Source organism: Providencia sp. SP181 (genome assembly GCF_050446505.1).
GTDB classification, from domain to species: Bacteria; Pseudomonadota; Gammaproteobacteria; order Enterobacterales; family Enterobacteriaceae; genus Providencia; species Providencia vermicola.
This window is the reverse complement of the sequence record NZ_JBBPXM010000013.1, coordinates 18,413-43,258: the sequence shown is the minus strand read 5'-3', so window position 1 is coordinate 43,258 and position 24,846 is coordinate 18,413. Positions and strand designations below refer to the sequence as shown.

Below are 24,846 nucleotides of genomic sequence, written 5' to 3'. Positions count from 1 at the left end.
AGCATGTTGAACTTAGCGCAATTTAAAGCCGCAGCGGTGCAAGCGGCCCCCGTGTTTTTGGACACGAATGCCACTGTGGATAAAGCCTGTCGGCTGATTGAAGAGGCGGCGGATAACGGTGCCAAATTAGTGGCGTTTCCTGAAGTGTTTATATCGGGTTACCCGTATTGGAGTTGGGTGATGAACCCGATTGACGGCAGCCCGTGGTTTGAAAAACTGTGCAAATCGGCCATTGAAGTCCCAGGGCCAGAAATCCAAAAAATCGCTCAAGCTGCGGCACGTCACCGTATCAATGTGGTGATTGGCGTCAATGAGCGTAACCCGCACGGTATTGCTACCTTGTATAACACGTTAGTGACCATTTCTGATGAGGGTAAAATTCTGGGACGTCACCGCAAATTGGTGCCGACATGGGCGGAAAAACTGACATGGGCAAATGGCGATGCGTCCTCGTTAAAAGTGCACCAAACCAGCGTCGGGCCACTGGGTGCCTTGGCGTGCGGGGAAAATACCAATACCTTGGCGCGCTTTGCGTTATTGGCACAAGGGGAATTAGTGCACATTGCCAGCTATATTGCACTGCCTGTGGCTCCGAAAGATTATGACATGGCTGAGGCCATCCGCCTGCGTGCGTCGGCACATTGTTTTGAGGGAAAAGTGTTCACCATCGTTTCCTGCTCGACGGTGTCGACGGAGATTATCGATGCGATGTCAGCGAGCCACCCTGAAGCGCGTGATTTGTTGGCTCGCCCAAACAGTGCATTTTCGGGCATTATCGGCCCCGATGGTCGTGTGGTGGGGGAACCACTGATTGATAAAGAAGGGATTGTGTACGGTGATATTGATTTAAACCGCTGTATTCAACCGCGGCAAATGCACGATATCACGGGGCACTATAACCGCTTTGATATCTTCGATTTACAGGTAAATCGCCGTCCATTGAGTGCTGCCCGCTTTTATGGCGAGGGGCAAAGTGTGGATGAATTAAATCCCATGACTGATAGCGATGAACCGTTTGGAGAGAAAAAATGATGAGTCTGGCACGCACATTTCGGATTGGGCAGATTGTTCCGTCCTCGAACACCACTATGGAAACGGAAATTCCCGCTATTTTACGAGCACGGGAAGCGCAGTTTGCGGAGCGTTTTACCTTTCATTCCAGTCGTATGCGGATGAAAAAAGTGACCAAAGAGGAGCTGGCTCAAATGGATTCTGACAGCGACCGCTGCGCTCTTGAGCTATCGGATGCGGCGGTGGATGTCCTGGGGTATGCCTGCTTGGTTGCCATCATGAGCATGGGGAAAGGTTACCACCGCGTATCGGAAAGCCGTTTACATCAACGTACGGTGGATAACGGCCACCCCGCACCGATTGTGACCAGTGCGGGGGCGTTAGTGGATGGGCTACATGCCATTGGTGCAAAAAAAGTGTCTATTTTGACGCCATACATGAAGCCGTTGACGCAATTAGTGATTGAGTATATTGAAAGCGAAGGTATTGAAGTGGTGGACAGCATTTCGTTGGAAATCCCTGATAACTTAGCAGTGGGTAGGCAAGACCCGCTGGCGCCAGTGGAAATCACTAAGAGACTCAACTCCAACGTGGATGCGATAGTCGCATCGGCTTGCGTGCAAATGCCATCATTGCCATCGGTGCAATTAATTGAAGACCGAGTGGGTTTACCTGTGCTGTCTTCTTCGGTGGCGACAACCTATATGATGTTGAAAAAGCTTGGCTTAGAGACACGGGCTGATGGATTTGGGTCTTTACTCAGTGGAAAGTTTTAGCTGAATTATCGTCTCCTTCTGCTACTCTTGAGGGGCTAGATTAAATGCAATTATGCATAGCGCGTATCGAGAGGGACAGATGTCAGACTCAAAGGTTTTTGTTGATAATTACTTGCCTGCCCTATTAGGGCAGGCATGGATGTTAGTTTCATCTGAATTTCATGCAATTGTTGAAAAAAAAGGGTTATCGGTATTGGAGTGGCGGGTGCTATCAACATTAGCGGGTAATGGCTCGATGGGGATCACTGAACTATCGCAAAAAACAGTTAGTAAACAACCGACAATTACTCGTGTTTTACAACGCTTAGAACAGCAAGGGCATGTGCTCCGTCACAATAATCATAGTGGGAGTGATAAGCGAATTACATTGGTGAGTGTTACCTCCAGTGGGATGGCATTAGTCGATGGGCTATTAGTTGAAGCACAACAACATGAAGAGGTGGTACTCGCTCCACTAGGTCTGCGTAAGAGTAAGATGCTTAAAGAAGTCTTACAGGAGTTAATTGAGCGCCATAGCTTAGAGAACGTAAGTGAGACAGGAAACACTGAGAAAAAAGCAACCAGCAAAAAACAATTAAAAAATAAAAATAACACTAAAAATTTAATTGAATAATCAATTAATGATAACTTAGAGAGCTATCTTATCTTAGATGAATGATTTGTGTATTACGGATGTTTTTATTGTTAATTATCAAGTTGATAGGTAACTTTCTCACACTTGGTGACACTATTGGGGTAAATGATAACCTAATGATAGATAGGTAATTTCTGAATTTTGTTTTTTTTGTATCTGTTAATTAATTGCTACTTTACATTGATTCAATTTATCTATTAACTTCATTACTGATAATTAATGATTAGCTAAATATGGAGCAATCAATGTCAGTTGTGACACTTGTACTCGTTTTTTTACTTGCGGTTATTGTGAGTGTATTTATCTCGCGATTGCTCAAAGATATTATTCCATTACCCCTTATTCAGATAGCGCTGGGAGCTGGGCTGTCTCTGTATGGTTTTACGGTTGAATTTGAGCCTCATTTATTCCTCTTCTTATTTATTCCACCATTGCTGTTTCTTGATGGCTGGCGTATTCCAAAAGAAGCCTTATTCCAAGAAATTAAACCGATTATGTCATTAGCGATAGGCCTTGTTGTGGTTACTGTTATTGGCATGGGGTTCTTTATTCATTGGTTAATTCCTGCCATTTCATTGGCCGTTGCCTTTGCGCTTGCCGCGATTTTGTCGCCGACCGACCCCGTTTCAGTTTCTGCGATGACAGTAAACTCTCCATTACCATCGAGGATGGCGCACATACTGGAAGGCGAGTCACTGCTCAACGATGCAACAGGTTTAGTCTGCTTTAGTTTTGCCGTAGTGGCCGCGTTAACGGGGACATTTTCCCTTGCTTCAGCGGCGGGAGAATTCGTCTTTGTCGCATTCGGTGGAATTTTAATTGGCTTAGTGGTCGCTTGGGCAATTGGTTGGTTAAACCAATTTTTGGTTAAGCGTACAGGTGAGGAACCTGCTATCCAAATCATGATCAGCCTGCTAATGCCGTTTACGGCTTATTTACTTGCAGAGCACTTGCATGTGTCTGGTATTTTAGCCGCGGTTGTTGCGGGTATTGCTATGCACTATGAGAAAATTGCAGGGCGTATGCAGGCAGCGACACGGATGCAAAGTAAAGCCGTTTGGGACACTGTTCAAACGGCATTGAATGGGATGATCTTTATTTTGTTGGGTGAGCAATTACCAGGTATGTGGACAAACATGCCAGAAGTTGCGGCCGCCGCAGGGGCAAGCCATCCTTGGATGTTATTTGTTTACGTTGCAATTATTACGGTGGCGCTGGCAATCTTACGTTTTAGTTGGGTTTGGATCTCAATGACCTTGACCGTATTCCATAACCGTCGCCGTGGTAAAGAAGCGGATGTGGTGCATATTCGTATGATGGCGATTATGGCGACGGCAGGTGTACGAGGTGCAATTACATTGGCAGGTATTTTAACACTGCCATTATTGATGCCAGACGGTTCTCTATTCCCAAATCGTGATGTGGCGATTTTCTTGGCAATGGGCGTTATCCTGTGTTCATTATTGATAGCCAGTATTGCATTACCGATTTTAACAAAAGGTTTAGTCCAAGACTTGCCATATGACAATGATGAAATTCGTGCTCGGTTAGCGCTAAATGAAGCGGCTATGGCCCACTTACGTGAGCTAATGAACCACCCTTCAGAGGATATGGATGAAATCGCTATGCGTACCGAGGTTGGGGCACAATTGTTAGAAATTTATGGCAGACGACTCGATAACACCGATGAAACAGAATCTGATGTATATGATTTACATCGAATGATTGAGATGGAACGTCAAATGTCTAACTCTGCATTGAAAGCAAAACGTGAAGCGCTATATCTCATGCGGAAAAATAAAAACATTAATGAGCGGGTTTATCACCGTTTACGCGATGAATTGGATCTGAAAGAAGAAACGCTGAATCACCATAAAAATGGTAAACACTAGTTTATGAAATTAAAGGCCTGAATTTATTCAGGCCTGAGGTTGTTGACAAAGCAGGATAAAAGCGTGGTTTTTCCTGCTTTGTGTTATCAGCCGAAAATCAATAAATTGATTTTCCTCGTTTATTTTCAAAACTATCCAACCTGCAGCCAAACCTAATCGGTTTGTCAGCAGTCTGAGGCCTGAATTTATTCAGGCCTTTTTCTGAACAATATAAATGAGAGTGAAAACCGTATTTGACTAATCGTATTGATGGCTGATAAGTTAGCGTTAACTCTATTTAGGAAAAAAATATGTCACAGGTTGTCGCACGTTTAAGCATGATTATTACCATCACTTAGTGGTGGGGATAAGCGACAACCGAAACCCGCCAGGCAAGGCGGGTTTTTTGTTCTTGTCTGGTCAAATCATCAGCAAGGAAACATATATGAATTTAACTGGAACACCACAACTCTCTGATAACAAAGTTCGTTTGCATTTTCTCTGTGGGAAAATTGCGTCTGGGAAGTCAACTCTCGCCAAACAGTTAGCTAAGCAGCCTCGAACGGTTTTATTGAGTGAAGATGAATGGCTTTCGACGTTGTACCCTAATGAAGTCACTGAGCTCACCCACTATATCGCCAAAAGTACGTTGGTGAAAAAGGTGTTAGAAAAGCATATCAAACAATTGATGGATGCAGGTAATACGGTTGTGATGGACTTCCCCGCGAATACGCCGAATCAGCGACAATGGCTAAAGTCACTCGCCCAATTATCGAATGTACCGTATGTTTTTCACGTTTTACAGGTTGATAATGATGAGTGCAAAGCACGCCTTGCAGCGCGTAATTTAACAGGTGAAAACCCTTTTCACACCTCAGACACACAGTTTGATTTAATCACCGCACATTTTTCTTACCCTGCGCCAGATGAACAATTAAATTGCCAGTTTTATCCTGAATAGGTGATATTTTCAGCGGTCTAACTTGTTCGCAGACTGCTGAAAATATTGATTATTTTGGACGGTACATCTTCACATTTTGTTGTTGTTCAATCCAATAGTAATCTGCGGGGCCACCTGCACGTAGCAACGGTTTTTGCACTGCACAATCATAAAGCCCATCAGTTAAGGTGGATTCATCAATATGCACCATGACAACCTCTCCCATGACCATCCACGTATCCAGTAATTGGCCATCAGCGCGTTTAAGTTGCTGATACTGAGTGACCACACATTCCATCGAGACGGGAGTTTGTGCTATGCGTGGTGGCGAAATCAATGTTGAAGGTAGGGTGGAAAGTTGTGTTAAAGCAAACTCACTTTCCCCTCGCTCAAGGGTGGCACTGCTCATATTAACTTGCTCACCAAGGCTTAGTGTCGCAAGGTTATAGACAAATTCCCCTGTTTCGATGGCATTGGTGACAGAGTCTTTTTTACCCACGCTGGAAAAGGCCAAAATGGGGGGGGAATAGTTAAAAATATTGAAAAAGCTATAAGGAGCAAGGTTGGTTCGGCCTTGGCTGTCACAGGTTGAGATCCAACCAATAGGACGTGGGCCGATTAAAGATGGAATAGGATCATGGGGAAGACCATGCCCTTTAGTTGGTTGATAACTATAGAATTTGGTTGTCATTGCAAGCTCCTTTTTTGTTTTATCCTAACGGATAATAGGGGCTGGCGTAAGGTTAAAAAATGAAAAATGCAATGAACGCATAAAGTTAGCAGTCAGCGGATAGCAATGAGTGAATAATAGGCTGATATTACTCACCAATGCGCTGGATAAAACTAGAAGGGCTTTGTCCCAGCCACTTTTTAAACATGGTGGAAAAAGACCCGACACTGCTGTAACCCAAGTCAAAAGCCACTTCGGTAATCGATTTTCCTGCGGAAATATGAGTGATGGCACTGAGCAAGCAAGCTTGTTGGCGCCAATCTGAGAAAGACAATCCCGTTTGTGCTCCGAAAAAGCGGCTAAAAGAACGCTCACTTTTATGGAGTTTCGCTGCCCACTCTTGGGGAAGAGAGGTGATCTGAGGCGCCTTTAAAAATTCACGACACATATGGGCGAGGTGCTCATCCCGTGGGATCGGCGCATAAAATGGTAAAGGCTCCGCACGCTCAATTTCGTGCAAGATCAATTGGATCATGGCGCCATCACGGCCATGAAGGTCATATTCGATAGGCGTATCGACAGCTTCCAGTAATAACTGGCGAAGTAATGGTGAAACGCGGAGCACTTCGCATTTATTCCCTTTGCGTGGTGCCGCTGCGGGTTCGATATACAAGCTGCGCGTACTCACATTTAGCATGCGGGTTTCATGGGGCGTATTGCAGGGGATCCACACACCGCTATCTGGAGGAATAACCCACTCGCCATCATCTGTGCTCACTTCAATCAAACCTGTTGCACCATATAAAAATTGTGCGCGGCGGTGAACATGAGAGTCCAGTAACACATTCGGTAAGTAATCAGTTCCGATCGCGAGAACATCACGTGGAACCGAATCAACGGTTTTAAGGGGGATATTTCTCATGGAAATTCCTCTTGGCTGAAATACAAACATAATGATTTTTTTTTCGAATATAGGCAATTTTTATTGATATAACCACATGTTTTCCATGGTTGGCTGAAATTCCGATCTCTTTGGCTGTTTTTCGAAAGTTGGTAAAACGGAAAATGATTACCCTAGCGCGGAAACCCAATGTATGCCTGAGGTAGAGTTATCATGGAAAATTACAACAATCAGAATGATGAGCAAGTCGGCCTGATTGAACCTTTAACCCGTCGTCGGTTTATTCAGGGCAGCTCTGCACTCATGGCTGTCCCTTTTTTAGCCGCAAATACGGTTGCTTCAACGCCAGAAAACCCAGATATCATTCCAACAAAAACGATTAATAATGAAGGGGAACGCGTCGTTTCCACTTGCAGTAGTTTTGACTGTGGTGGGAAATGCGATATTCGTGCGCATGTTAAAGAAGGTGTTGTCACGCGTATTAGCACTCGACCTGATGCTGATCTTGATGAAGAGATGCCAATCATGCGTGCATGCGTGCGTGGTCGTAGTTATCGGAAATTTGTTTACCACCCTAACCGGCTGAAATACCCAATGAAACGTGTTGGTAAACGTGGAGAAGGGCGTTTTGAGCGGATCAGTTGGGAGGAAGCCACCACGCTGATCGCAAGTAACATGCAACGAATCAATGAACAATATGGCCCCGCTTCACGCTTTGTTAGCTTAAGTACTGGGGTTACTGGGGGGATTTTTTCTGGTGCGAACATGTTACGCCGTTTATTCAATATCACAGGCGGTTTTTTAGAGAATTACCACTCGGTCAGTAATGGCAACACCATGGCGGTAACACCTTATACCTATGGAACTTCCGCGAGTGGCAGTACTTTGGATACGTTGGAAAATACTCCATTGGTGATTTTATGGGGGCATAACCCCAATGAAACCATTTTTGGGCATTCCAATCATTATTTCCAAAAAATGAAGAAAAATGGCACCAAATTTATTGTTGTCGACCCACGCTATTCTGATACTGCGTCGTCATTAGCTGACCAATGGATCCCCATTTTACCAACTACGGATAACGCGATGATGGACGCGATGATGTATGTGATCATCAGTGAAAATCGCCATGACCAAGCCTTTATTGATAAATATACAGTCGGTTTTGATGAGCACCAGATGCCTGATGGTGTGCCTGAAAATGAGTCATTGGTGGCTTATTTAATGGGCAAAAAAGATGGGGTAGTGAAAACCCCTGAATGGGCGGAACCCATAACCAAAGTTCCCGCAGATACCATCCGCCAGTTAGCACGTGAATATGCAGGTACTAAACCTGCAGCATTGATGCAAGGTTGGGGGCCTCAACGCCATATTTGCGGCGAGCGCTCAGCGCGTGGTGCAACGTTATTAGCGACTATCACGGGTAATGTAGGTGTGAAAGGGGGTTGGGCTGCGGGGTATGGTATGGCCGTTACCCCAGATTTACGCAAAACGTTGGCGGGCCCAAGCTTATTCGAAAACCCAGTTAAGGCGAAAATCAACATTACCAATTGGGTTCAAGCCTGTGAAGATAAAAGCCTTGTCACACCAAATAACGGCCTGAAAAATGCCGAAAAGCTCGATACCGAGATAAAAATGATTTTCTCGTTAGCGGGTAATTATATGACCAACCAAAATCCCGATATATTGCACGCCGCCAAAGTACTGGAGGATGAAAGTAAGGTGGAATTTATCGTCTATAGCGACTTATATATGACACCGAGTGCCAAATATGCCGATATTTTATTGCCCGAAACCAGTTTTTTAGAGCGCTGGAATGTGGGGGGAACTTGGGGAACGGGTAACTACATTATTTTATCTGAAAAAGTCATTGAGCCAGAGTTTGAACGCCGCAGTGATTATGAATGGTTGTGTGAAGTAGCTGAAAAGCTCGGTGTTGGCGAGAAATTTAGTGAAGGCCGTACAGAAAAACAGTGGATTGAACATCTCGTTAACGATGCCCACCAAAAACGCCCTGAGGATGGAATTCCTACCTTTGATGAGCTGTTGGTAAAACGTCGTCATTTACTGAAACACAAACCGCATATCGGGCATGTGGCGTTTGAAAAAAACATTAATGATATTGAAAAACACCCATTTGAAACGCCATCTGGGAAAATTGAGATTTTCTCGAAGCGTTTGTATGAGCGTCATGATGTTGATATTCCTGCGTTATCTCATTATGTCCCAGCGATTGAAGGGCCAGAAGATGCATTAACGACACGTTTCCCGCTGCAGCTTATTACGTGGAAAGGCCGAAATCGCGCCAACTCAACGCAATTTGCTAACCCATGGCTGCAAGAAGTCCAGCGCCAAGAGCTATGGATTAATCCAATTGATGCTAAGCGCCGAAACATTGTTGAAGGTGATTATGCCAAAGTGAACAATGACCGTGGGGTAACGCAAGTGCCAGTAAAAATCACTCAGCGCATTATGCCAGGGGTCGTTGCACTGCAAGCAGGTGCATGGTGGCAGCCTGATGAAAATGGTATTGACCAAGGTGGGTGCGCCAACGTATTAACATCAGCGCGTAGCACGGCAATGGCTCACGGAAATGCCCATCAAACATTATTGGTGGAGGTAACAAAAGCATGAGTAAATTCCACGTTTATCCCGCAGTTAGTGACAAACAACTCGGGTTTTATATCGATTCGGCACGCTGCTCTGGCTGTAAAGCGTGTCAGGTGTCCTGTAAAGATAAAAACAACCTCGACGTCGGGCGCAAATACCGCCGTGTTTACGAAGTAACTGGCGGTGAGTTTATCGAAAACGGCACAGGGGGGCTGGTGAATAATGTCTTTGCCTATACGTTATCTATTTCATGCAACCACTGTGCCGACCCTATGTGTGTCAAAAATTGCCCGACCACCGCGATGCATAAGCGCGAAGGTGACGGCATTGTGATGGTTAATACGGACAAGTGCGTTGGATGCGGCACCTGTGCATGGTCTTGTCCGTATGGCGCGCCGCAGATGAACCCAGAGACACAACAAATGTCAAAATGCGATTTTTGCATTGACCTGCAGCTCAAAGGTGAGCAACCCGTTTGTGTGGCAACCTGCCCATTAGGTGCAATTCAGTTTGGCTCAATTGACGAGCTCAGAAAACGTTATGGTGAATTGGCGGATGTACGAGGGTTACCAGATTCCTCGATTACACACCCTAACCTTGTTATTCACCCACACCAAGGTTCTGGTCGTCAGTCTCAAGACACACAAGGAGAAACCAAATGAACGAATGGCCATTATTGTTATTCACCTTTTTGATGCAGTTATCTATTGGGTTAAGCATTATGTTAGGCGTTTCTGCAAAGAAACTGTCTTCGGTGTTTGCAGGTAAAATTAATTCGCAATTTTTCTTGTGGTATTTATTTGTGGCCTGTGTCTTTGCGGGGGTAGGATTATTATCTTCGATTACCCACTTAGGTGTGCCACTCAATGCACCTAATTCGTTGCTAAATCTTTTTTCCTCTTGGCTAAGTCGAGAAGTGGTTCTTACTGCCACCTACTTTACATTTTTAGGACTCACTTTTTTATGGCTTTGGTTTAAAAAAGAATTGTCTTATCTGCTACTGGGGATGGCGATTATTGCAGGGCTGTGTGATGTATATGCTATGGCGTCAATCTATCGTTATACATCAATGTTAACGTGGATGAATGATAATACTTATCTGATGTTCTACGGCACGATGCTAACGGCTGGCGCTGCGGGTTATTATTTATTAATCAGTTTATTACTGCGTTTTAAAGCAGGTAGCGCTGGGGTACAAATTCCGACCCGCGGGCTGTGGATATTATGGGCAGTTATAGGGGTGAGCTTATTTATTCGCCTGGTTTATCAACCCGCTTATGAAAGTTACCTTGTCCACACGAGTTATAACAATGAGTCGATAACCTTTCCTATCGATTCTATTCATGCTTATCAAGCGATTTGGTCATTACGTATGACCAGCTGGGTGGTAGGAATGTTAGCGGTGATAGTTTTAGGCGTTGGTATATTCCGTCGTATGCGCACAGCGTCAAGTGAGGTATTAACTTCAAACGGTCAGGGCTATTTAGTGCTGGGGTGTACCTGTGCGATTGTTGCTGAGTTTATGCTGCGTTATTGCTTTTACTCTATTCATATTTAAGGCAATTGTGATTCATTTTTTAGGAAGTCTTGGTCATTATGATCCACTTTTCACATTACGCAGCGGCTTTTAATATTTTGGGGACTTGCTATTTGTTTTCGCCCAATGATGATGCAAGTCACTATGCATTAAGCTTTTTTAAATTGGATGATTTTTCTGAACAATGGCCTTGTAAAATAAGTCCTCAATTGAGCCATCAAATCACGCAGTTTTTAAATATTGAACGGCAACAATTACATAAGCAATGGGCTGATTTGTTTATTGGCCCCAATACATTACCCGCTCCACCTTGGGGCTCGGTGTATCTCGACCCTGAGGGGGTATTGCAAGGTTCTTCAACGCAAGCGTTAAGTGCATTTTTACAACGCGAGCGGTTAAAAGTGCAAACACGTTACCCAGAACCTTCAGACCATGTTGGTTTAATGTTATTTCAGGCAGCGGTATTAGCGTCAGAGGTGAGAGAGCGTGCATTAAAAGAATTACTTGTTGACCATTTGGAAAGTTGGTTACCACAGTTTTACCATCAACTAAATAGAACAATGCCAAATTCTTTTTATTCGCCATTAACTGAGTTAGCGCTAGTCACAGTTAAATCATGCCGCTAGTCTTTTATCAATGTGACTTTTAATTCAGTATATTTGAATGTTAAATGGTTAATTAAACGTAATATTTGAATGAGGAAATAGTTAACAATTTATAATTAAATGAAAATTGATTTAGTTATAAGAAATGCAAATTAAAATGATTCCCACTTTAATTTTCTAAGCCATAATACATTTTTACGTCATACTACTTAATGATAGGTATTTACAGCGAAGGGGGTATAAAGTGGTCAATCTATTTAATCGGCTGTTGTCCCATGAAGATGCGGGAAAATTACTGTTACGTCTTTCTGTGGGCGGGCTAATGCTGTTCCATGGAATGAGCAAGTTAATGACAGGTGCTAGTGGTATCAAGGCGTTACTGGCTTCTTACGGTCTACCTGAATTTATCGCTTACGGCACTATTCTAGGCGAAGTCGTTGCCCCTATTTTTATTATTTTAGGGATATTAACTCGTCCATCTGCATTGTTAGTGGCGTTTACCATGGTTGTTGCATGGCTGATGATTGGTTTAGATAAAACCTTCGTTCTGGATAAAACAGGGGCATGGGCGATTGAAAGTATTGTGTATTTCTTCTTAAGTGCCATTGCATTGGCATTTATGGGCTCAGGACGATTTTCAGTGATGCGCAATGCATGCTGGCGATAAATAAATTTTAGTTAAGTGTTTTGACATTGCTTTGAGAAAAGACCATCAAGATTTTCTGATGGTCTTATTTTTTGTCTAACGTACTGGGAATTCAAGGTGAGCGATACTTTTGCATTATTGGTAATTTAAGCCATTTTAGCTATAATGACTAAACAAGCCATTTTATCCTGTAGGTGATGTATGGAAACGATCTCCGCACAAGTTGCTAAAAATCAATTTGGTGATTTATTGATGAAAGTTCAACGTGCGCCTGTTGAAATAAGTAAACATGGGAAGCGTGTTGCTGTTGTTATCTCTTCTGATGAATATGACCAGTTAATGCAGTTAAAATTACAGAACTTAAAAGCGGTTTTGGCTGAATCTATTTCGCAAGCAGAGCGCGGGGAATTTCATAGTATTGATGATGTATTTGCTCCATTAACTAGGGATGAACTTGATAATAAGGCTTAAGGATGAGCGTTAGGTTTACTCAGAAAGCGAAAGGCCATATCCGCTCAATTAGGCTTTATTCTATGCGTAGATGGGGGGCTAATGTTGCAGAGGCTTATGCTAACTCATTACGAGTGACAATGACCGACATACTCGCGAGCCAGCCATCTCTTGGGCGTGATCGCAGTGAAGATTTGTATTTGGGGATTTTCAGCTTCCCTGTCGAAAGTCATATTATTTATTATCGAAAAGCGCCTGAAGGTATTGAGGTGCTGGCAGTATTACATCATACGCAAGATCCCCATTCTCATTTATAAAAATTCGTTTTTGCGATAAGTCAATTTTCATTAGGTATTTGATATTGCTTTTGAAAGAAGACCATCAAGATTTTCTGATGGTCTTCTTTTTTGAACAATAACCTGTTGAATTAGTCATTTTTCAACACAGTTTCGCGGAAAAATAGGTCTAACAAGCTGCTGTCTCGACATGCAGGTTCAGGAAAATCCAAACGCTCAGCGCGTTCAACGGTCTCCATCACTAGTGCATCTATCGCAGGGCGCCTTGCACCATAATGGCTTTCGTCGACATTCGACTTTATTACTAACAGTGCTTCAATTTCTGCCAACACAGATTTATTGGTAACGGTTGCAGTCACTAATTCTGAAAAAGCCATCGGTGGCATACTTTTATGCATTTCTATCCAACGCAGTGCTAAAACGGCTCTAAGCAGATAAAAATACTTTTTAAGTTTGACTTCTTTACCTTTAAAATCCGTATGTAAGTTACGCTTACTAATTGATAAATAATGATATCTAGACTTTAATGGTGAATAAAATCTTGCAGCAAGTTGCTCTAGCTCAGCAAAAAAATCATTGTCTTTAAAGTAGACAATAGGGGAATGTAGCCATTCTATTAATGCGGGGTTTGAATTACGCATTAATTTTAAAGCCTTGGATAATTCCCAGCCAGAAACGTCCAGCTCATCATCTATCGGTTTCTCTATGACATCCCGCTTGGGGTCTAGCGTTAAGTACCAGTCTAATTTATGAACATAGATAAATCGCACATCATAGTCGCTGTCGCGGGAGGCAAAGCCCCAACCGCGACTGCCTGATTCACAAGCAAAAAGAACTTTAACGTGGTGACTTTCTTCTATGTCTTTTAAGGTACGGTATATCCGTTCTTTCATTAGCACGGATACGCTTCCACGGTTGGTTTCCATGCTTTCTCCTTTTTTAACCTTTCACACACACCACTTGGCGTAGGGTATGCACGATTTCAACTAATGATGATTGCGCTGCCATTACGGCATCAATGTCTTTATATGCCATTGGAATTTCATCAATCACATCGCTATCTTTTCGGCACTCAACGTGCGCAGTTGCCATTTTTTGGTCGCTGACTGAAAAACGCTTTTTAGCCTCAGTTCGGCTCATCACACGGCCTGCACCGTGACTGCAAGAGCAAAAACTTTCTTCATCGCCCAGTCCGCGCACAATAAAGCTTTTCGCTCCCATTGACCCTGGAATGATCCCCATTTGGCCTTTTCGAGCAGACACTGCGCCTTTTCGTGTCACCAAAATTTCTTCACCAAAATGTTGCTCTTTTTGCACATAATTATGGTGGCAATTTACCGCTTCTTGTTGGGTGGTAAACGGTTTTGGAATTTCACGTGAAAGTGCTTCCAACACACGGTGCATCATCACTTCGCGGTTATGGCGGGCGAAATCCTGCGCCCAACCCACGGCTTCCATATAGTCATTAAAATGCACGCTGCCTTCTTCAAAGTACGCTAAATCCCTATCTGGCAAATTAGCGATATGTTGCTGCATATCCTTTTGTGCCAATGAAATGAATAGGTTACCTATCGCATTTCCTACTCCGCGTGACCCGCTATGTAACATCACCCATACACGATTTTGCTCATCCAAACACAGTTCAATAAAGTGGTTCCCCGTTCCCAGCGTTCCTAAGTGGTTATAATGGTTAGTCCCACGTAGTTTTGGGTACTTATCGCAAATACGTTTAAAGTCCTCATCCAAATGCGCCCAATGGGTATCCACAATATCTGGTGTACGGTGCCATGCTCCTTTATCACGTCCGTGTCGATGAGTCGTTCGTCCGTGCGGCACAGCGGCTTCGATAGCAAAACGAATATTCTGTAAGCTATCAGGCAAATCAGACGCGGTTAGGGATGTACGCACTGCAATCATTCCACAACCGATATCGACTCCCACTGCGGCAGGGATAATCGCCCCTTTGGTTGGGATCACACTCCCGATGGTTGATCCTTTCCCTACGTGTACATCTGGCATTACTGCTAAGTGTTTAAAAATAAAGGGCATCTTGGCGGTATTTTGCAATTGTGTTACCGCTTTCGGATCAACAGGAACGCCGTTAGTCCACATTTTTACAGGTACGCCAGTTTCTTGAATTAATTGATTGAAATTATTATGACTCATTGTTATTCCTTAATTTTTACCAATCCGTTTAATACTTGGTCTAATCCACCGTAAACGGAAATTTGGTCGATTCGATGTGCGATGCTTTCTAAGGTTTCGAGCTCTTTTAAGCGCAGCGCAACAGGGTTGTTTTCCATCACTTTGGCAGTATTTAACAGCGAACGCGTGGCGGCCGTTTCTTCGCGGCGGCGGATCACGTTAGCTTGTGCTGATTTTTCAGCTTCAACCACTTGGGACAATATAGTGCGCATTTCGCCCGGTAAAATAATGTCTTTTACACCAATGCTGTCGACCTCTAAGCCAAACTCCGCAATACTTTGCACCACTTGCATTAGCATGAGTTCATCGATTAACTGCTTGTTTTCTAATAGTTCATCCAGTGTGCGGGTGCCCACGATCTCCCTTAATGAAAACTGTAATTCACGGTATAAATGTTCTACTGGCTGACTCAATTGAGAAAATGCATGTAGCACATCGGCATAGCGCCAGTTAGCCGATAAATTAATGCGCAACGTCACTTTATCTTTGGTTAAGATTTCTTGCCCGCTGACTTCCAGTGATTGTAAACGCGTATCAATAATGTCAATTTCAGGCGTGTGTTCTACACGCCAGTAACCGTGCGTACCTGCTTCAAGTAAACCCGTGATTTCACCATCAATTTTTAACACGCCAATATGCCAAGCGGGTATTTGAGCGACAAGGCATAGCTCGCTGCCTTTGATACGTTTTTTCGCGGCTAAGCGCTGTGTTAAGGCTTCTGGTAACACTAAATGCCCCACTTTTTGTTTTTCGACGCGCAGTGTATTGCCAGATTTCCAGTACAGACGGCGCGTTGCTGGCGATAAAATTTCAACCAAGTTATTGTGTGAATATAAAAAACCAATCTCATCATCTAATAAATCAATATCAACGCCATAGGAGGCTACCCAATTTGGGTGATATTGGCGAATTTGCTCAGCAAGCACAGAATCAATTGGTTTATCAATGGACTGTGAGCAAACATCAATGATTTGAATCTCAGGCTTCTGTTTAACTGACCAAAAACCGTAATTTCCCGCTTCTAACAGGCTTTTTATTTCACCATCCACTTTGAGCAGGCCAATTTGCCCCGCAAAAATTTGCGCCATTACACATAAATCACGGCCTTTAACCCCTTTTTTGTGCACTAAATGATCCGTTAATTCATTGGTCATGGCTAATTGGGTCACGTTATGTTTTTCGATACGTAAATCATCGTTGGTTTTCCAGTATAAACGGCGTGTTTGTGGCGCGATAATTTCAACTAAATGATGATGTAAGTATAAAAAAGCGACTTCATCATCGGATAAATTAATATCAACACAATACGTATTTACCCAATCCATATGGAATTGGCGCAAATGATTTGCCAGTTTTTCTTCAATCGGTTCATTGTTTAATGTGAAAAATGAAACCGTCAGTTTATTAAACCAATCTTGTACGCGGTGCTCGCCTGCCACTAACAGTTGTTTGAAATCACCATTTTTTGACGTTAGTGCAATAAGTCCTTGAGCAACATTTATTTTTTTCATTATTTTTCCTTTTATTTATGTGTCTGGCGCTGAAGAACAAAACGAAGTTATGAGGGGAAAGAAAGAGCGCCAGATCGGCTGTCTAAATTTCTGCTCATCACTCGGTGAGGCTCTCGAGTGCCAGTTGTTAGCTAAACTTCAGCTAGGTTTTATTTACGTTTGGAATCGTATTTTAAGTTCAGGAGTCGAACCTGATAGCTAGGCTATTACCAAGGTATCTTACCGACGGCGGCATACAGACCATGTAGTGACAACAGCCACCATGTCTGCACCGGTTGAACGCGAAGTTCAGACATTTTCCGGCAGTGGATAAATTTATAATTGCCAGAAGCGTGCCAACTTTTTAAATGAGGTGAAAAATATTTTTATCTTAATGAAAAATAAAGATTAATTATTTTTTTGCTAAATGTTGCTTACAATGAGAGAGAAAATGAATTAGGCTATTTATTATCTTTTTATATCGTATTTTATAAATTTATATAAATCATGAGCGAGAAACGCAAGGTTGTGATAGGTGTGCTTGGCACGGTATTAGACAGGCGAGGTAAAAAAGCCAATCGCTGGACCAAATGGCGTCCAACTGTGGGGCTATGCCAACAGCCGAATATCAATATTGGTCGCTTTGAATTGATTCATCAGGTCAATGACTACTCGATGGCGCAGCGTGTTAAAGAGGATATCGAGCAAGCCTCACCGCAAACGGAGGTCGTATTGCATGAGGTGGATATTGCAGATCCGTGGGATTTCGAGGAGGTGTATACCTCGCTGCTCGATTTTTCTGCGAGTTACCCCTTTGATACGGATAACGAAGAGTACCTTGTGCACATCACTACAGGGACGCACGTGGTACAAATTTGTTGGTTTTTATTAACTGAAGCGCATTATTTGCCCGCTAAACTTATTCAAACATCACCCAGTGAAAAGGGCAGGGAAAAAGACCCGATGGGTATTCACACGGTGATTGACCTTGATTTAAGCCGTTACACCCATATCACTAGTCGCTTCCAAAAAGAGCAACAGCAGCAAGTTTCGTTTTTAAAATCAGGTATTGCCACGCGTAACAGCGCGTTTAATACCATGATTGAGCAAATTGAACGGGTGGCGCTACGCTCAAAAGCCCCTATTTTATTGAATGGCCCGACAGGTGCGGGGAAATCATTTCTGGCTCGACGAATTTACCAATTGCGTGAAAGCCGTCACCAAGTGAAAGGGCGGTTTGTGGAAGTGAATTGCGCCACGTTACGCGGTGATAATGCCATGTCGACGTTGTTTGGCCATGTGAAAGGGGCATTTACGGGGGCGTTAAACTCCCGAAAAGGGTTGTTAAAAGAAGCGGATAGCGGCATTTTATTTCTCGATGAAATCGCTGAGCTCGGCCTTGATGAGCAAGCGATGCTGCTTAAAGCCATCGAAGAAAAACGTTTTTTCCCTTATGGTGCCGATGAAGAAATTCACAGTGATTTTCAATTGATTGCGGGAACCCATCGCAACTTGGTGCAACAGGTTGAAGAGGGGAAATTTCGTGAAGATTTATTCGCCCGCATCAATATGTGGACGTTTGCTTTACCTGGTTTGCGCGATCGCCGTGAAGATATTGAGCCGAATATCGATTATGAGCTTGTGAAGTTCAGCCAAGATGCGCAAAACCAAATCCGTTTTGATAGCGAAGCGCGCAAAGTGTATGTGAAATTTGCGTGCTCAGAACAGGCGTTATGGCGCGGTAACTTCCGCGAACTGGGGGCATCGATTAGCCGAATGGCAACATTTGCTGAAAAAGGGCGGGTCACCAAGTCGATAGCTGAAGAGGAAATTGAGCGTTTGCAATCCCAGTGGCAAGTTAAATCAAGCAATCCATTACCTAAACACGTGGGTGAAATTGATTTATTCGACCAACAACAGTTAGCCACAGTACTGGATGTGTGCCGCCGTTCTTCATCCCTTTCAGAGGCGGGGCGTGCACTATTTGCGGTATCTCGGCAACAGAAAAAACAACCCAATGATGCAGATAGACTACGAAAATATTTGGCGAAATTTGGGTTAGATTGGGATAGTGTGAAAGCTGACGGTTAAGAGGCTTTATATTGCTAAATTGCAGAAATAAATATCCCCGCTGAGGCTGAGATTTATGGTTTGGTAGATACGGTTTGTTGTGTTCGTTACTTTCTAACCTGAGGCTCCCTGAAATGGTTTTTCAGGGAGATAGCCATTAATTGCCGAGATTAAAGTTTTTGAGCCCTCTCAAATTGATCACCGCTGTTATGACAATATGGCCCATAATGCTTTTTTTATTTTTTCTACCTGTTCAGTTTGATTTTTTCGACTTGATTGGATAGGACTGACGACTAAGGTTGTGTCAGTTGAGTATTTACCATTCACACTCGCGTTAATATTGTGATTGCCTGCTTTTAGCTCAGGTAATGTCACATGATAAATACCCGTTTTTCCTTCTTTCGCCGGACGTGTATAGGCTTGCCCATCAATATTGACGGTAATTTCAGTTTCACTGGTCACCAAATTGCCATATTTATCGATTAGCTCGATAATCGCAATGCTATCTGTGCCAGACACCCGCTTTTCTATGTTAGTGATTTTCACCTTATCAACATGGGATGTTCCTGCTGCGTTATTAACCTGTACTGCAGTGAGAGGGCTACGGGTACTATTGATGAAGGTCGTTAAATCATTGCTCCCAACGTCTGTTAATGTCAAAGTAGTGGTGTAAGACCCATCGTTATTATCCATCCAGTTTAAGGTATTACCTTTGTGTTTACCGATATCGATATTCTCTGTATTTAAGCCCGCTAAGCCATTACCAAAGGTATCAGTCACCGTTACCGTGATATCAAGAGGATTACCAGATTGAAAACGGTGACTGTGATCAAGCGTGATAGCCACTTTGTCAATAACGCCTTTCCTGCCTTGTTGACCCATTTCGTTTGAGTTATTCAGTGGCTGCTCAATCAGTGCGCTTTTCTTGATTGATGCAATACCACTTGCACTCGCATGGACATCATCTATTGCATCGCTTTGGCTATATTCAGTAATAAACTGCCCTACCTTGTTATCATCTGTTAGTACGGGAATATTCACCAGTGTTAACAGGTCATCAGAAGTTAGCATTTTTGCATGGCTAGCCATAACGAGTATGATGGCTGAAGACCATATTGTCGTAAAGAGGACAAAACCATTTGAAATCTTGTGTCTCAGTGTGGATTTTATCGTTGACGTAGCGGGGTTCATTCAATTTATTCCTAGTTTTATATTAACTCAGTTATTGTTGAATTTTTATATAGGTAAGAGCTTGTGAATTACTCTGACTTAAACAGAAGAGGAATTTCCAAAATGGAAAGACGTGGAGTGGAAGGCTTTTACTGGCAATGTTAAAAGAAACAATACTGTGCATATATCCAATAAATCCATCAACTGGCGAGTTGAATTAAAAAATGTTAAGAACCAAATTTTGCCTCTGAGAGAGCAAATAAATTAAACTTATTTTATCGCAAGTAGTGTTATCCAATTTTTTGAAATAGTTCCCTTAATAAACTTAACGATGTATGTCTGTTTTGCTCATTTATTGAGGGCTTGAAAAGACTCTCTGTGCTTGGTTGAATATATGAGGTAGGTGCATACTTTAGAAAATTCACTTGTATTGTTCTACTATCGCCATTCAAGGTAGCAATGATATCTATAGAACCTTCAACTAAGCTGCTGATCTCTAATTCCGTATTTCCATACTCATCAGTCAGGTTAGCTGGTGAGATAATGCCATTTGAGGCTTCAAAGTGAACAAGTGCACCAGCAATGCTTTGTCGGCTATTATTTATAATACGCAGTTTGATTTTGTTTTTACTGATCCCATCTGCCGCTACATTGTTTCGAATGATATCAATACTACTAATAAATGACTGACTAATATCGGGTTTAAAGTGATACATTTCATTAATTTCTGGGCCATACTCAGTGTTTGCTTTTACTACATAACTTCCTGATATAAAAGTAGTAAATTGTATAGATGCCTCGCCTTTATCATTGGCGATAATGTTATATTTTTGCTCAGAAACCGCTTTTTTAGCTTTGGCTTTCCACATAAAATGATTAAGTAATGAATAATATCCCGTATTTTTTTGGTCAATAGATCTAAGATTTGCAGGCAATACGAAGTTGACTTTCGCATTGGGGACAGGGTGACCAAGAGGATCTTTAATTACGATGGCGAATGTATTTGCGTCCTTACCATCAGCGATACCATTATTTCTTTTCTTGGTATTTTCATGAGTGATAGTGAGCGCGCCTGTGCCAGTTACTTCAATTAACGTTTCCACTTGTGGTGAAACATTGCCTTTCGTGTCATAAACCGTCACGGTTAAGCGATAGAGGTTGAGCTGTTGGTTTTTTAATGCGTTGTTGGTAATTTTGTAAGACGGCAATTTTACTGAACTATCTATTCCATTAAGGTGGAGTCTTCCCCCAGCCGCTATTAATTCAGGGGCATCTACAACTATTTTTTCTAGAGGATATTTAGTGGTTAAGTTGCGGATAATAGAGCGTTCTTCTCCTGTCACGCCCTGAATAACTTTCGGTAATGATAACGAAATTAAGGTTTTCTTCTGGTACTCCAACACAATATTGTTATTACGATTAACAAAGTCATAGCGATTGTTGGGAATATGACGATTAGCCTCTATTACTGAAGTATCAAGGTGCTGCTCTAAGCTTCTCCCTAACAACCAGTTGAACGCAATTTTTGCACCTGTTTCATTTGCTCCATTATTACCTATTCTATGTTCTACATTTAGAGCAAGGAGGGGGAATGGAGACCAGTTGACACCGACGGTAGCAGCCATTGGGTTTTTCTGGCGTTCATTTGTACCAAATAAAGCTACGTCATCACCGTAATATTGTTCAAGTTTTAGGTTAGCACCTAAATTAGAATAAGCGGGTAGCCAACCTTCAAGTTGAATATCCCAGCCGTTGGCTGGGCGTGCATAATAATCATAGGCTAATTCGGATGCACTACGCCAAGTCGATAGCCCTAAATAGCTATTCGTACTCACCCTAGCGTAATCTTGAGCATACTCCAAACCAAGTCCTAAGCGCGAATGGTAATGGGATAAATCATGGTCAAAGAAAGCATTTATCCCGACCATGCTATTTTGATGAAAATGACGTAATCCAATACCATTATTACTTTGCAGACGACCATCAGTACGATGAATACTGTGCTGAGAAAATAGTAAAAAGTCATGTTGGTCATACCAAGGTACTAGCCAATCTAATTGAGAGGTTTTAATTGATAACTTTTCATTAAGGTTAATATTTAGCCTAGTATTACCTGCTTTAGATAACCAATGTGTTATTTCATCAGTAGCGATATTTGCGGCTTTATGGCGAGCGTAATCTTGTGCCATATCTGCAAGTTTTTTTTGTTTTTTTTCTTCAGATACAAAGTTTGCTGCATTTTGCCCATATTCTGCTAAAAAACGTTCAGTGCTATCTCCTGGTTGGGTTCCCTCAAATTGAAAGGCATTGCTACCTAGCGTAGGTAAATCGTCTAAATAGGCGATTTGGGCATAACTTGGCACTATTAGCCCAATAGCCGTGAACCAAATTACCGTAGAGAGTATTAAACTGCTCGGTAGTTTTGAGTTCAATTTTGACGAAGGGGAATTCATCGAACATATATCCTGATATCAATATTAATACTGTTATTTTCAGGGCAAATAGTGGTCTGTGCTTGTGAATTGATTGGATTTAAACGGAAAAGGGTATTCGTGTTGTGGAATCGTTCGAAATGTGCGTTGCTATCTTTTGATTAATAAAGTTTTTTTACTCCCCGCTCTAAAGTAGAGGGGGGAGTGTCTAAGACGCTAAGGTGTTACTGACACGGTAAGCTTAGGGCTTGAATGCCCATTGATTGAAGCAATAATGTTAGTGTCACCAGATGGTAATAGTGTTAAGTAGGTAGAATAATCTCCATCGCTTTCTTCATTCCAGTCTAATATATTGGCGTTATGGTGGCCAAGGTCGATATTGTTTGGGTTTACACCTTCAAGTGTGTTTCCAAAGGCATCGCTGAGAGTGACCGTAATGAGTACATCACCACCAACGGTGACATGATGAGTGGACGATGTTGATAGTTCAATGTTTTCGACGACACCTAACTGGCCTTTAGGACCGCTACCATCAGAATTAATCGCATTGATAGTTAGTGGTGGATTCACAGTTAACGTATGTTTAGGTGATGTTTTTCCATTTAAAGAAACGGAAATGGTGTAATCACCAGCCATTTGTCCTGAAAGTAACCCATAATACTCACCTAGATTAACTAAACTTTCTTCGATCTTGACGGGAATTTGTTTATTGCCAATGTTGACCATTATGATCCCATCCGCACCAGATACTGGATTGCCATTCACATCGGTTAATTTGAGTGACATCGTTATCTCTTTCCCTGCATAGGTTGACTGAGTATTCAGGATCTCAATTTTTTTCAAAGTTCCACTGATAAAATAAACGGCAATGGTTTCTTTTTGGCCATTGATAGTTGCGGTAACTTCACTTGTTCCGCTTTTCATACTCGTCAAAGGCATTTTAATGATCCCCGCTTTATTAGTAATACCTTGAGCCGCAATATCCCCTAAAGTAGCGGTAAAATTGACGGTTTCACCTGCTATAGGGTTGCCCTTAGCATCGGTAATATAAGCTGAGACCATATTCGCTGACTTCCCATCGGAGAGAGCGCCTGTTTGGTCGATAGTGAAACTATGAATACGCGCCTGGCTAGTTGTTACGGTACTGATATTAGTGACTTCAATCAGAGTGTTACTTGTTGATGAGGCATTTCCGTTAATATCATAGGCAATAGCACTTAAATGATAACGATTCAATTTTTTACTTTCTGAAGGGGTTGATGCGGTTTTATAAGGCGGTAACTTTACGGTAGTATTTTGGCCAGAAGCATGAATAACACCGCCCGCAGCGAGTAGTTCAGGTGCATTCCAGACAATCTTTTTAAGTGGATATTGAGTTGTTATTGATTGTACGAGTGGTAACTCTTGTCCTGCCTCCCCTTGAACTTTTGCTACGAGTTTCAATTGAATTTCAGTTTTCTTTTGATAATCAAGAACAATATTGTTATTGCGATTGACGAAGTCAAAGCGATTATTCGAAACATGCCGTGATTCACCGACTTTAGATGGGTCTATTTGCTCAATGAAATTCTTATCAAATGCCCAAGTAAATTGTACTTTGGCACTGGTATCTTGTAATCCACTGCTTATTTTGTGATCTGCACTAAAGGTGACAAGAGTAAAAGGAGTCCAACTTACGCCGAGAGTGGCTGCCATGGGATCTTTTTGCAGTTTATTTTTCCCCATTAAAGCCACATTATGACCGACATACTGTTCAAACTTAAGGCTTCCACCGAGTTGAGGGTAAGCGGGTAGCCAACCTTGTGCTTGTAAATCCCACCCACGAGCAGGGCGTGCATTATAAGATTGGGGTAGCTCAGATGAGCTACGCCATGAAGAAACAGGGAAATAAGTATTCGCACTTAGCTTTAAGTAATTTTGCCAGTATTCAGCGCCAAGGCCTAATCTGGAATGGTAATGTGAAAGGTCATGGTCAAAGAATGCATTGATACCCACAGTGCTCTTATCATTGAAATGACGTAGACCAACCCCATTGTTGCTTTGTAATCGCCCATCTGTATTGTGAATACTATGCTGGGTAAACAACAACATATTAGTTTGCTGGTACCAAGGGATCAGCCAATCAAAATGGCTGTTTTTAAGGGATAATTGTTGATCGAAATTCAGGCCAACTTTCACATTACCAGCCTTTGACAGCCAACGGGTAATCTCTTCTATCGCGGCATTAGCGGCTTGATTACTGAAATAACTTTGCGCCATTTGTGAGATTTCATGGCCACTTTTTTGTGAGTCGATCAATGTTGCTGCAGTTTTACTGTATTGAGCTAAATTGCGCTCGCCATCGTTATTTTCTGCCATTTGGTTAGGGCTGCCTAAAATTGGAAGCTCATCTGGTGTTAGCATTTTTGCATAGCTGGGTAATATTGGTACCATAGCTAATGGCCCGACCGCCATCAATAAGGCACAAAGGGTGGGAAATTTATTTTTAGAGCAAAACATTAAATCTATTCCTAGTCTGGATATTCATTACTA

At 42.5% G+C, this 24,846-nt stretch carries 21 protein-coding genes; 13 read left to right on the top strand and 8 right to left on the bottom strand.

The genetic code is table 11. The features are described 5' to 3' along the window. The first annotated feature begins 3 nt into the window (after window positions 1-3). From AABS66_RS17865 to AABS66_RS17845, 5 genes are all read left to right on the top strand, one after another. A complete protein-coding gene (locus AABS66_RS17865; protein WP_272539597.1) occupies window positions 4-1,032 on the top strand; it encodes a carbon-nitrogen hydrolase family protein in 1,029 nt (342 codons plus the stop codon). Then, window positions 1,032-1,787: a maleate cis-trans isomerase family protein gene (locus AABS66_RS17860; protein WP_272516347.1), complete on the top strand. Its 756-nt coding sequence runs from the start codon at window positions 1,032-1,034 to the stop codon at window positions 1,785-1,787. Before AABS66_RS17865 ends, AABS66_RS17860 begins: the two co-directional genes overlap by 1 nt. A gap of 79 nt (window positions 1,788-1,866) precedes the next feature. Continuing rightward, window positions 1,867-2,400, top strand: coding sequence for a MarR family winged helix-turn-helix transcriptional regulator (locus AABS66_RS17855; protein WP_241016898.1), 534 nt, complete (start codon window positions 1,867-1,869; stop codon window positions 2,398-2,400). A 266-nt stretch (window positions 2,401-2,666) separates the two neighbouring features. Further along, window positions 2,667-4,313, top strand: a complete 1,647-nt coding sequence (locus AABS66_RS17850) for a Na+/H+ antiporter (RefSeq protein WP_206086283.1) — start codon at window positions 2,667-2,669, stop codon at window positions 4,311-4,313. Window positions 4,314-4,737: 424 nt separating this feature from the next. Beyond that, window positions 4,738-5,253 (top strand): AAA family ATPase, encoded by a 516-nt coding sequence (locus AABS66_RS17845; protein ID WP_206086284.1) that lies wholly within the window; start codon window positions 4,738-4,740, stop codon window positions 5,251-5,253. Window positions 5,254-5,302: 49 nt separating this feature from the next. Here AABS66_RS17845 and AABS66_RS17840 read toward each other — a convergent pair whose 3' ends face one another. Then, on the bottom strand, window positions 5,303-5,923 hold the full coding sequence (locus tag AABS66_RS17840) for a flavin reductase family protein (RefSeq protein WP_206086285.1): 621 nt from the start codon (window positions 5,921-5,923) through the stop codon (window positions 5,303-5,305). A gap of 127 nt (window positions 5,924-6,050) precedes the next feature. Beyond that, entirely contained in the window at window positions 6,051-6,824 is a 774-nt protein-coding gene (locus AABS66_RS17835) for an AraC family transcriptional regulator (RefSeq protein WP_272539594.1), read from the bottom strand. 192 nt (window positions 6,825-7,016) lie between these two features. Here AABS66_RS17835 and AABS66_RS17830 point away from each other — a divergent pair, with 192 nt between their 5' ends. From AABS66_RS17830 to AABS66_RS17800, 7 genes are all read left to right on the top strand, one after another. Beyond that, window positions 7,017-9,437 carry a DMSO/selenate family reductase complex A subunit gene (locus AABS66_RS17830; protein WP_206086287.1) on the top strand — a complete coding sequence of 807 codons (2,421 nt, stop codon included), beginning with the start codon at window positions 7,017-7,019 and terminating at the stop codon, window positions 9,435-9,437. Next, on the top strand, window positions 9,434-10,075 hold the full coding sequence (locus tag AABS66_RS17825) for a DMSO/selenate family reductase complex B subunit (protein ID WP_206086288.1): 642 nt from the start codon (window positions 9,434-9,436) through the stop codon (window positions 10,073-10,075). The genes AABS66_RS17830 and AABS66_RS17825 overlap by 4 nt, the downstream gene beginning before the upstream one ends. Further along, a complete protein-coding gene (locus AABS66_RS17820) occupies window positions 10,072-10,971 on the top strand; it encodes a dimethyl sulfoxide reductase anchor subunit family protein (protein WP_206086289.1) in 900 nt (299 codons plus the stop codon). Before AABS66_RS17825 ends, AABS66_RS17820 begins: the two co-directional genes overlap by 4 nt. Window positions 10,972-11,009: 38 nt before the next feature. Then, complete coding sequence (locus AABS66_RS17815; RefSeq protein WP_206086290.1) at window positions 11,010-11,576, top strand: molecular chaperone TorD family protein; 567 nt, start codon at window positions 11,010-11,012, stop codon at window positions 11,574-11,576. Window positions 11,577-11,799: 223 nt separating this feature from the next. Next, window positions 11,800-12,222: a DoxX family protein gene (locus AABS66_RS17810; RefSeq protein ID WP_206086291.1), complete on the top strand. Its 423-nt coding sequence runs from the start codon at window positions 11,800-11,802 to the stop codon at window positions 12,220-12,222. Between the two features lie 180 nt (window positions 12,223-12,402). Then, complete coding sequence (locus AABS66_RS17805; protein ID WP_206086292.1) at window positions 12,403-12,672, top strand: type II toxin-antitoxin system Phd/YefM family antitoxin; 270 nt, start codon at window positions 12,403-12,405, stop codon at window positions 12,670-12,672. A 2-nt stretch (window positions 12,673-12,674) separates the two neighbouring features. Continuing rightward, window positions 12,675-12,968: a type II toxin-antitoxin system RelE/ParE family toxin gene (locus tag AABS66_RS17800; protein WP_206086293.1), complete on the top strand. Its 294-nt coding sequence runs from the start codon at window positions 12,675-12,677 to the stop codon at window positions 12,966-12,968. Between the two features lie 110 nt (window positions 12,969-13,078). On the opposite strand, the gene AABS66_RS17795 is transcribed toward AABS66_RS17800, so the two are convergent. Genes AABS66_RS17795 through AABS66_RS17785 form a run of 3 tightly spaced genes read right to left on the bottom strand, consistent with a single transcriptional unit; the run spans window position 13,079 to window position 16,240 of the window. After that, window positions 13,079-13,873, bottom strand: a complete 795-nt coding sequence (locus AABS66_RS17795) for a nucleotidyltransferase domain-containing protein (protein WP_206086294.1) — start codon at window positions 13,871-13,873, stop codon at window positions 13,079-13,081. Between the two features lie 13 nt (window positions 13,874-13,886). Continuing rightward, window positions 13,887-15,113: an RtcB family protein gene (locus tag AABS66_RS17790; protein ID WP_206086295.1), complete on the bottom strand. Its 1,227-nt coding sequence runs from the start codon at window positions 15,111-15,113 to the stop codon at window positions 13,887-13,889. Window positions 15,114-15,115: 2 nt separating this feature from the next. Beyond that, the gene (locus AABS66_RS17785) at window positions 15,116-16,240 is read right to left on the bottom strand and encodes a slipin family protein (protein ID WP_206086367.1); all 1,125 of its coding nucleotides are present in this window, start codon (window positions 16,238-16,240) and stop codon (window positions 15,116-15,118) included. Window positions 16,241-17,149: 909 nt separating this feature from the next. On the opposite strand from AABS66_RS17785, the gene rtcR reads away from it, so the two are divergent. Then, window positions 17,150-18,733 carry an RNA repair transcriptional activator RtcR gene (gene rtcR, locus AABS66_RS17780; RefSeq protein WP_430225243.1) on the top strand — a complete coding sequence of 528 codons (1,584 nt, stop codon included), beginning with the start codon at window positions 17,150-17,152 and terminating at the stop codon, window positions 18,731-18,733. Window positions 18,734-18,919: 186 nt separating this feature from the next. Here the strand turns inward: rtcR and AABS66_RS17775 are convergent, their stop codons facing one another. The 3 genes from AABS66_RS17775 to AABS66_RS17765 all read right to left on the bottom strand — a co-directional run bounded on the left by AABS66_RS17775 (window position 18,920) and on the right by AABS66_RS17765 (window position 24,813). Beyond that, window positions 18,920-19,903 carry a hypothetical protein gene (locus AABS66_RS17775; protein WP_272539587.1) on the bottom strand — a complete coding sequence of 328 codons (984 nt, stop codon included), beginning with the start codon at window positions 19,901-19,903 and terminating at the stop codon, window positions 18,920-18,922. Between the two features lie 269 nt (window positions 19,904-20,172). Continuing rightward, window positions 20,173-22,245 carry an inverse autotransporter beta domain-containing protein gene (locus AABS66_RS17770; RefSeq protein ID WP_430225242.1) on the bottom strand — a complete coding sequence of 691 codons (2,073 nt, stop codon included), beginning with the start codon at window positions 22,243-22,245 and terminating at the stop codon, window positions 20,173-20,175. A gap of 285 nt (window positions 22,246-22,530) precedes the next feature. Next, complete coding sequence (locus AABS66_RS17765; protein WP_430225241.1) at window positions 22,531-24,813, bottom strand: inverse autotransporter beta domain-containing protein; 2,283 nt, start codon at window positions 24,811-24,813, stop codon at window positions 22,531-22,533. Window positions 24,814-24,846 lie beyond the last annotated feature (33 nt).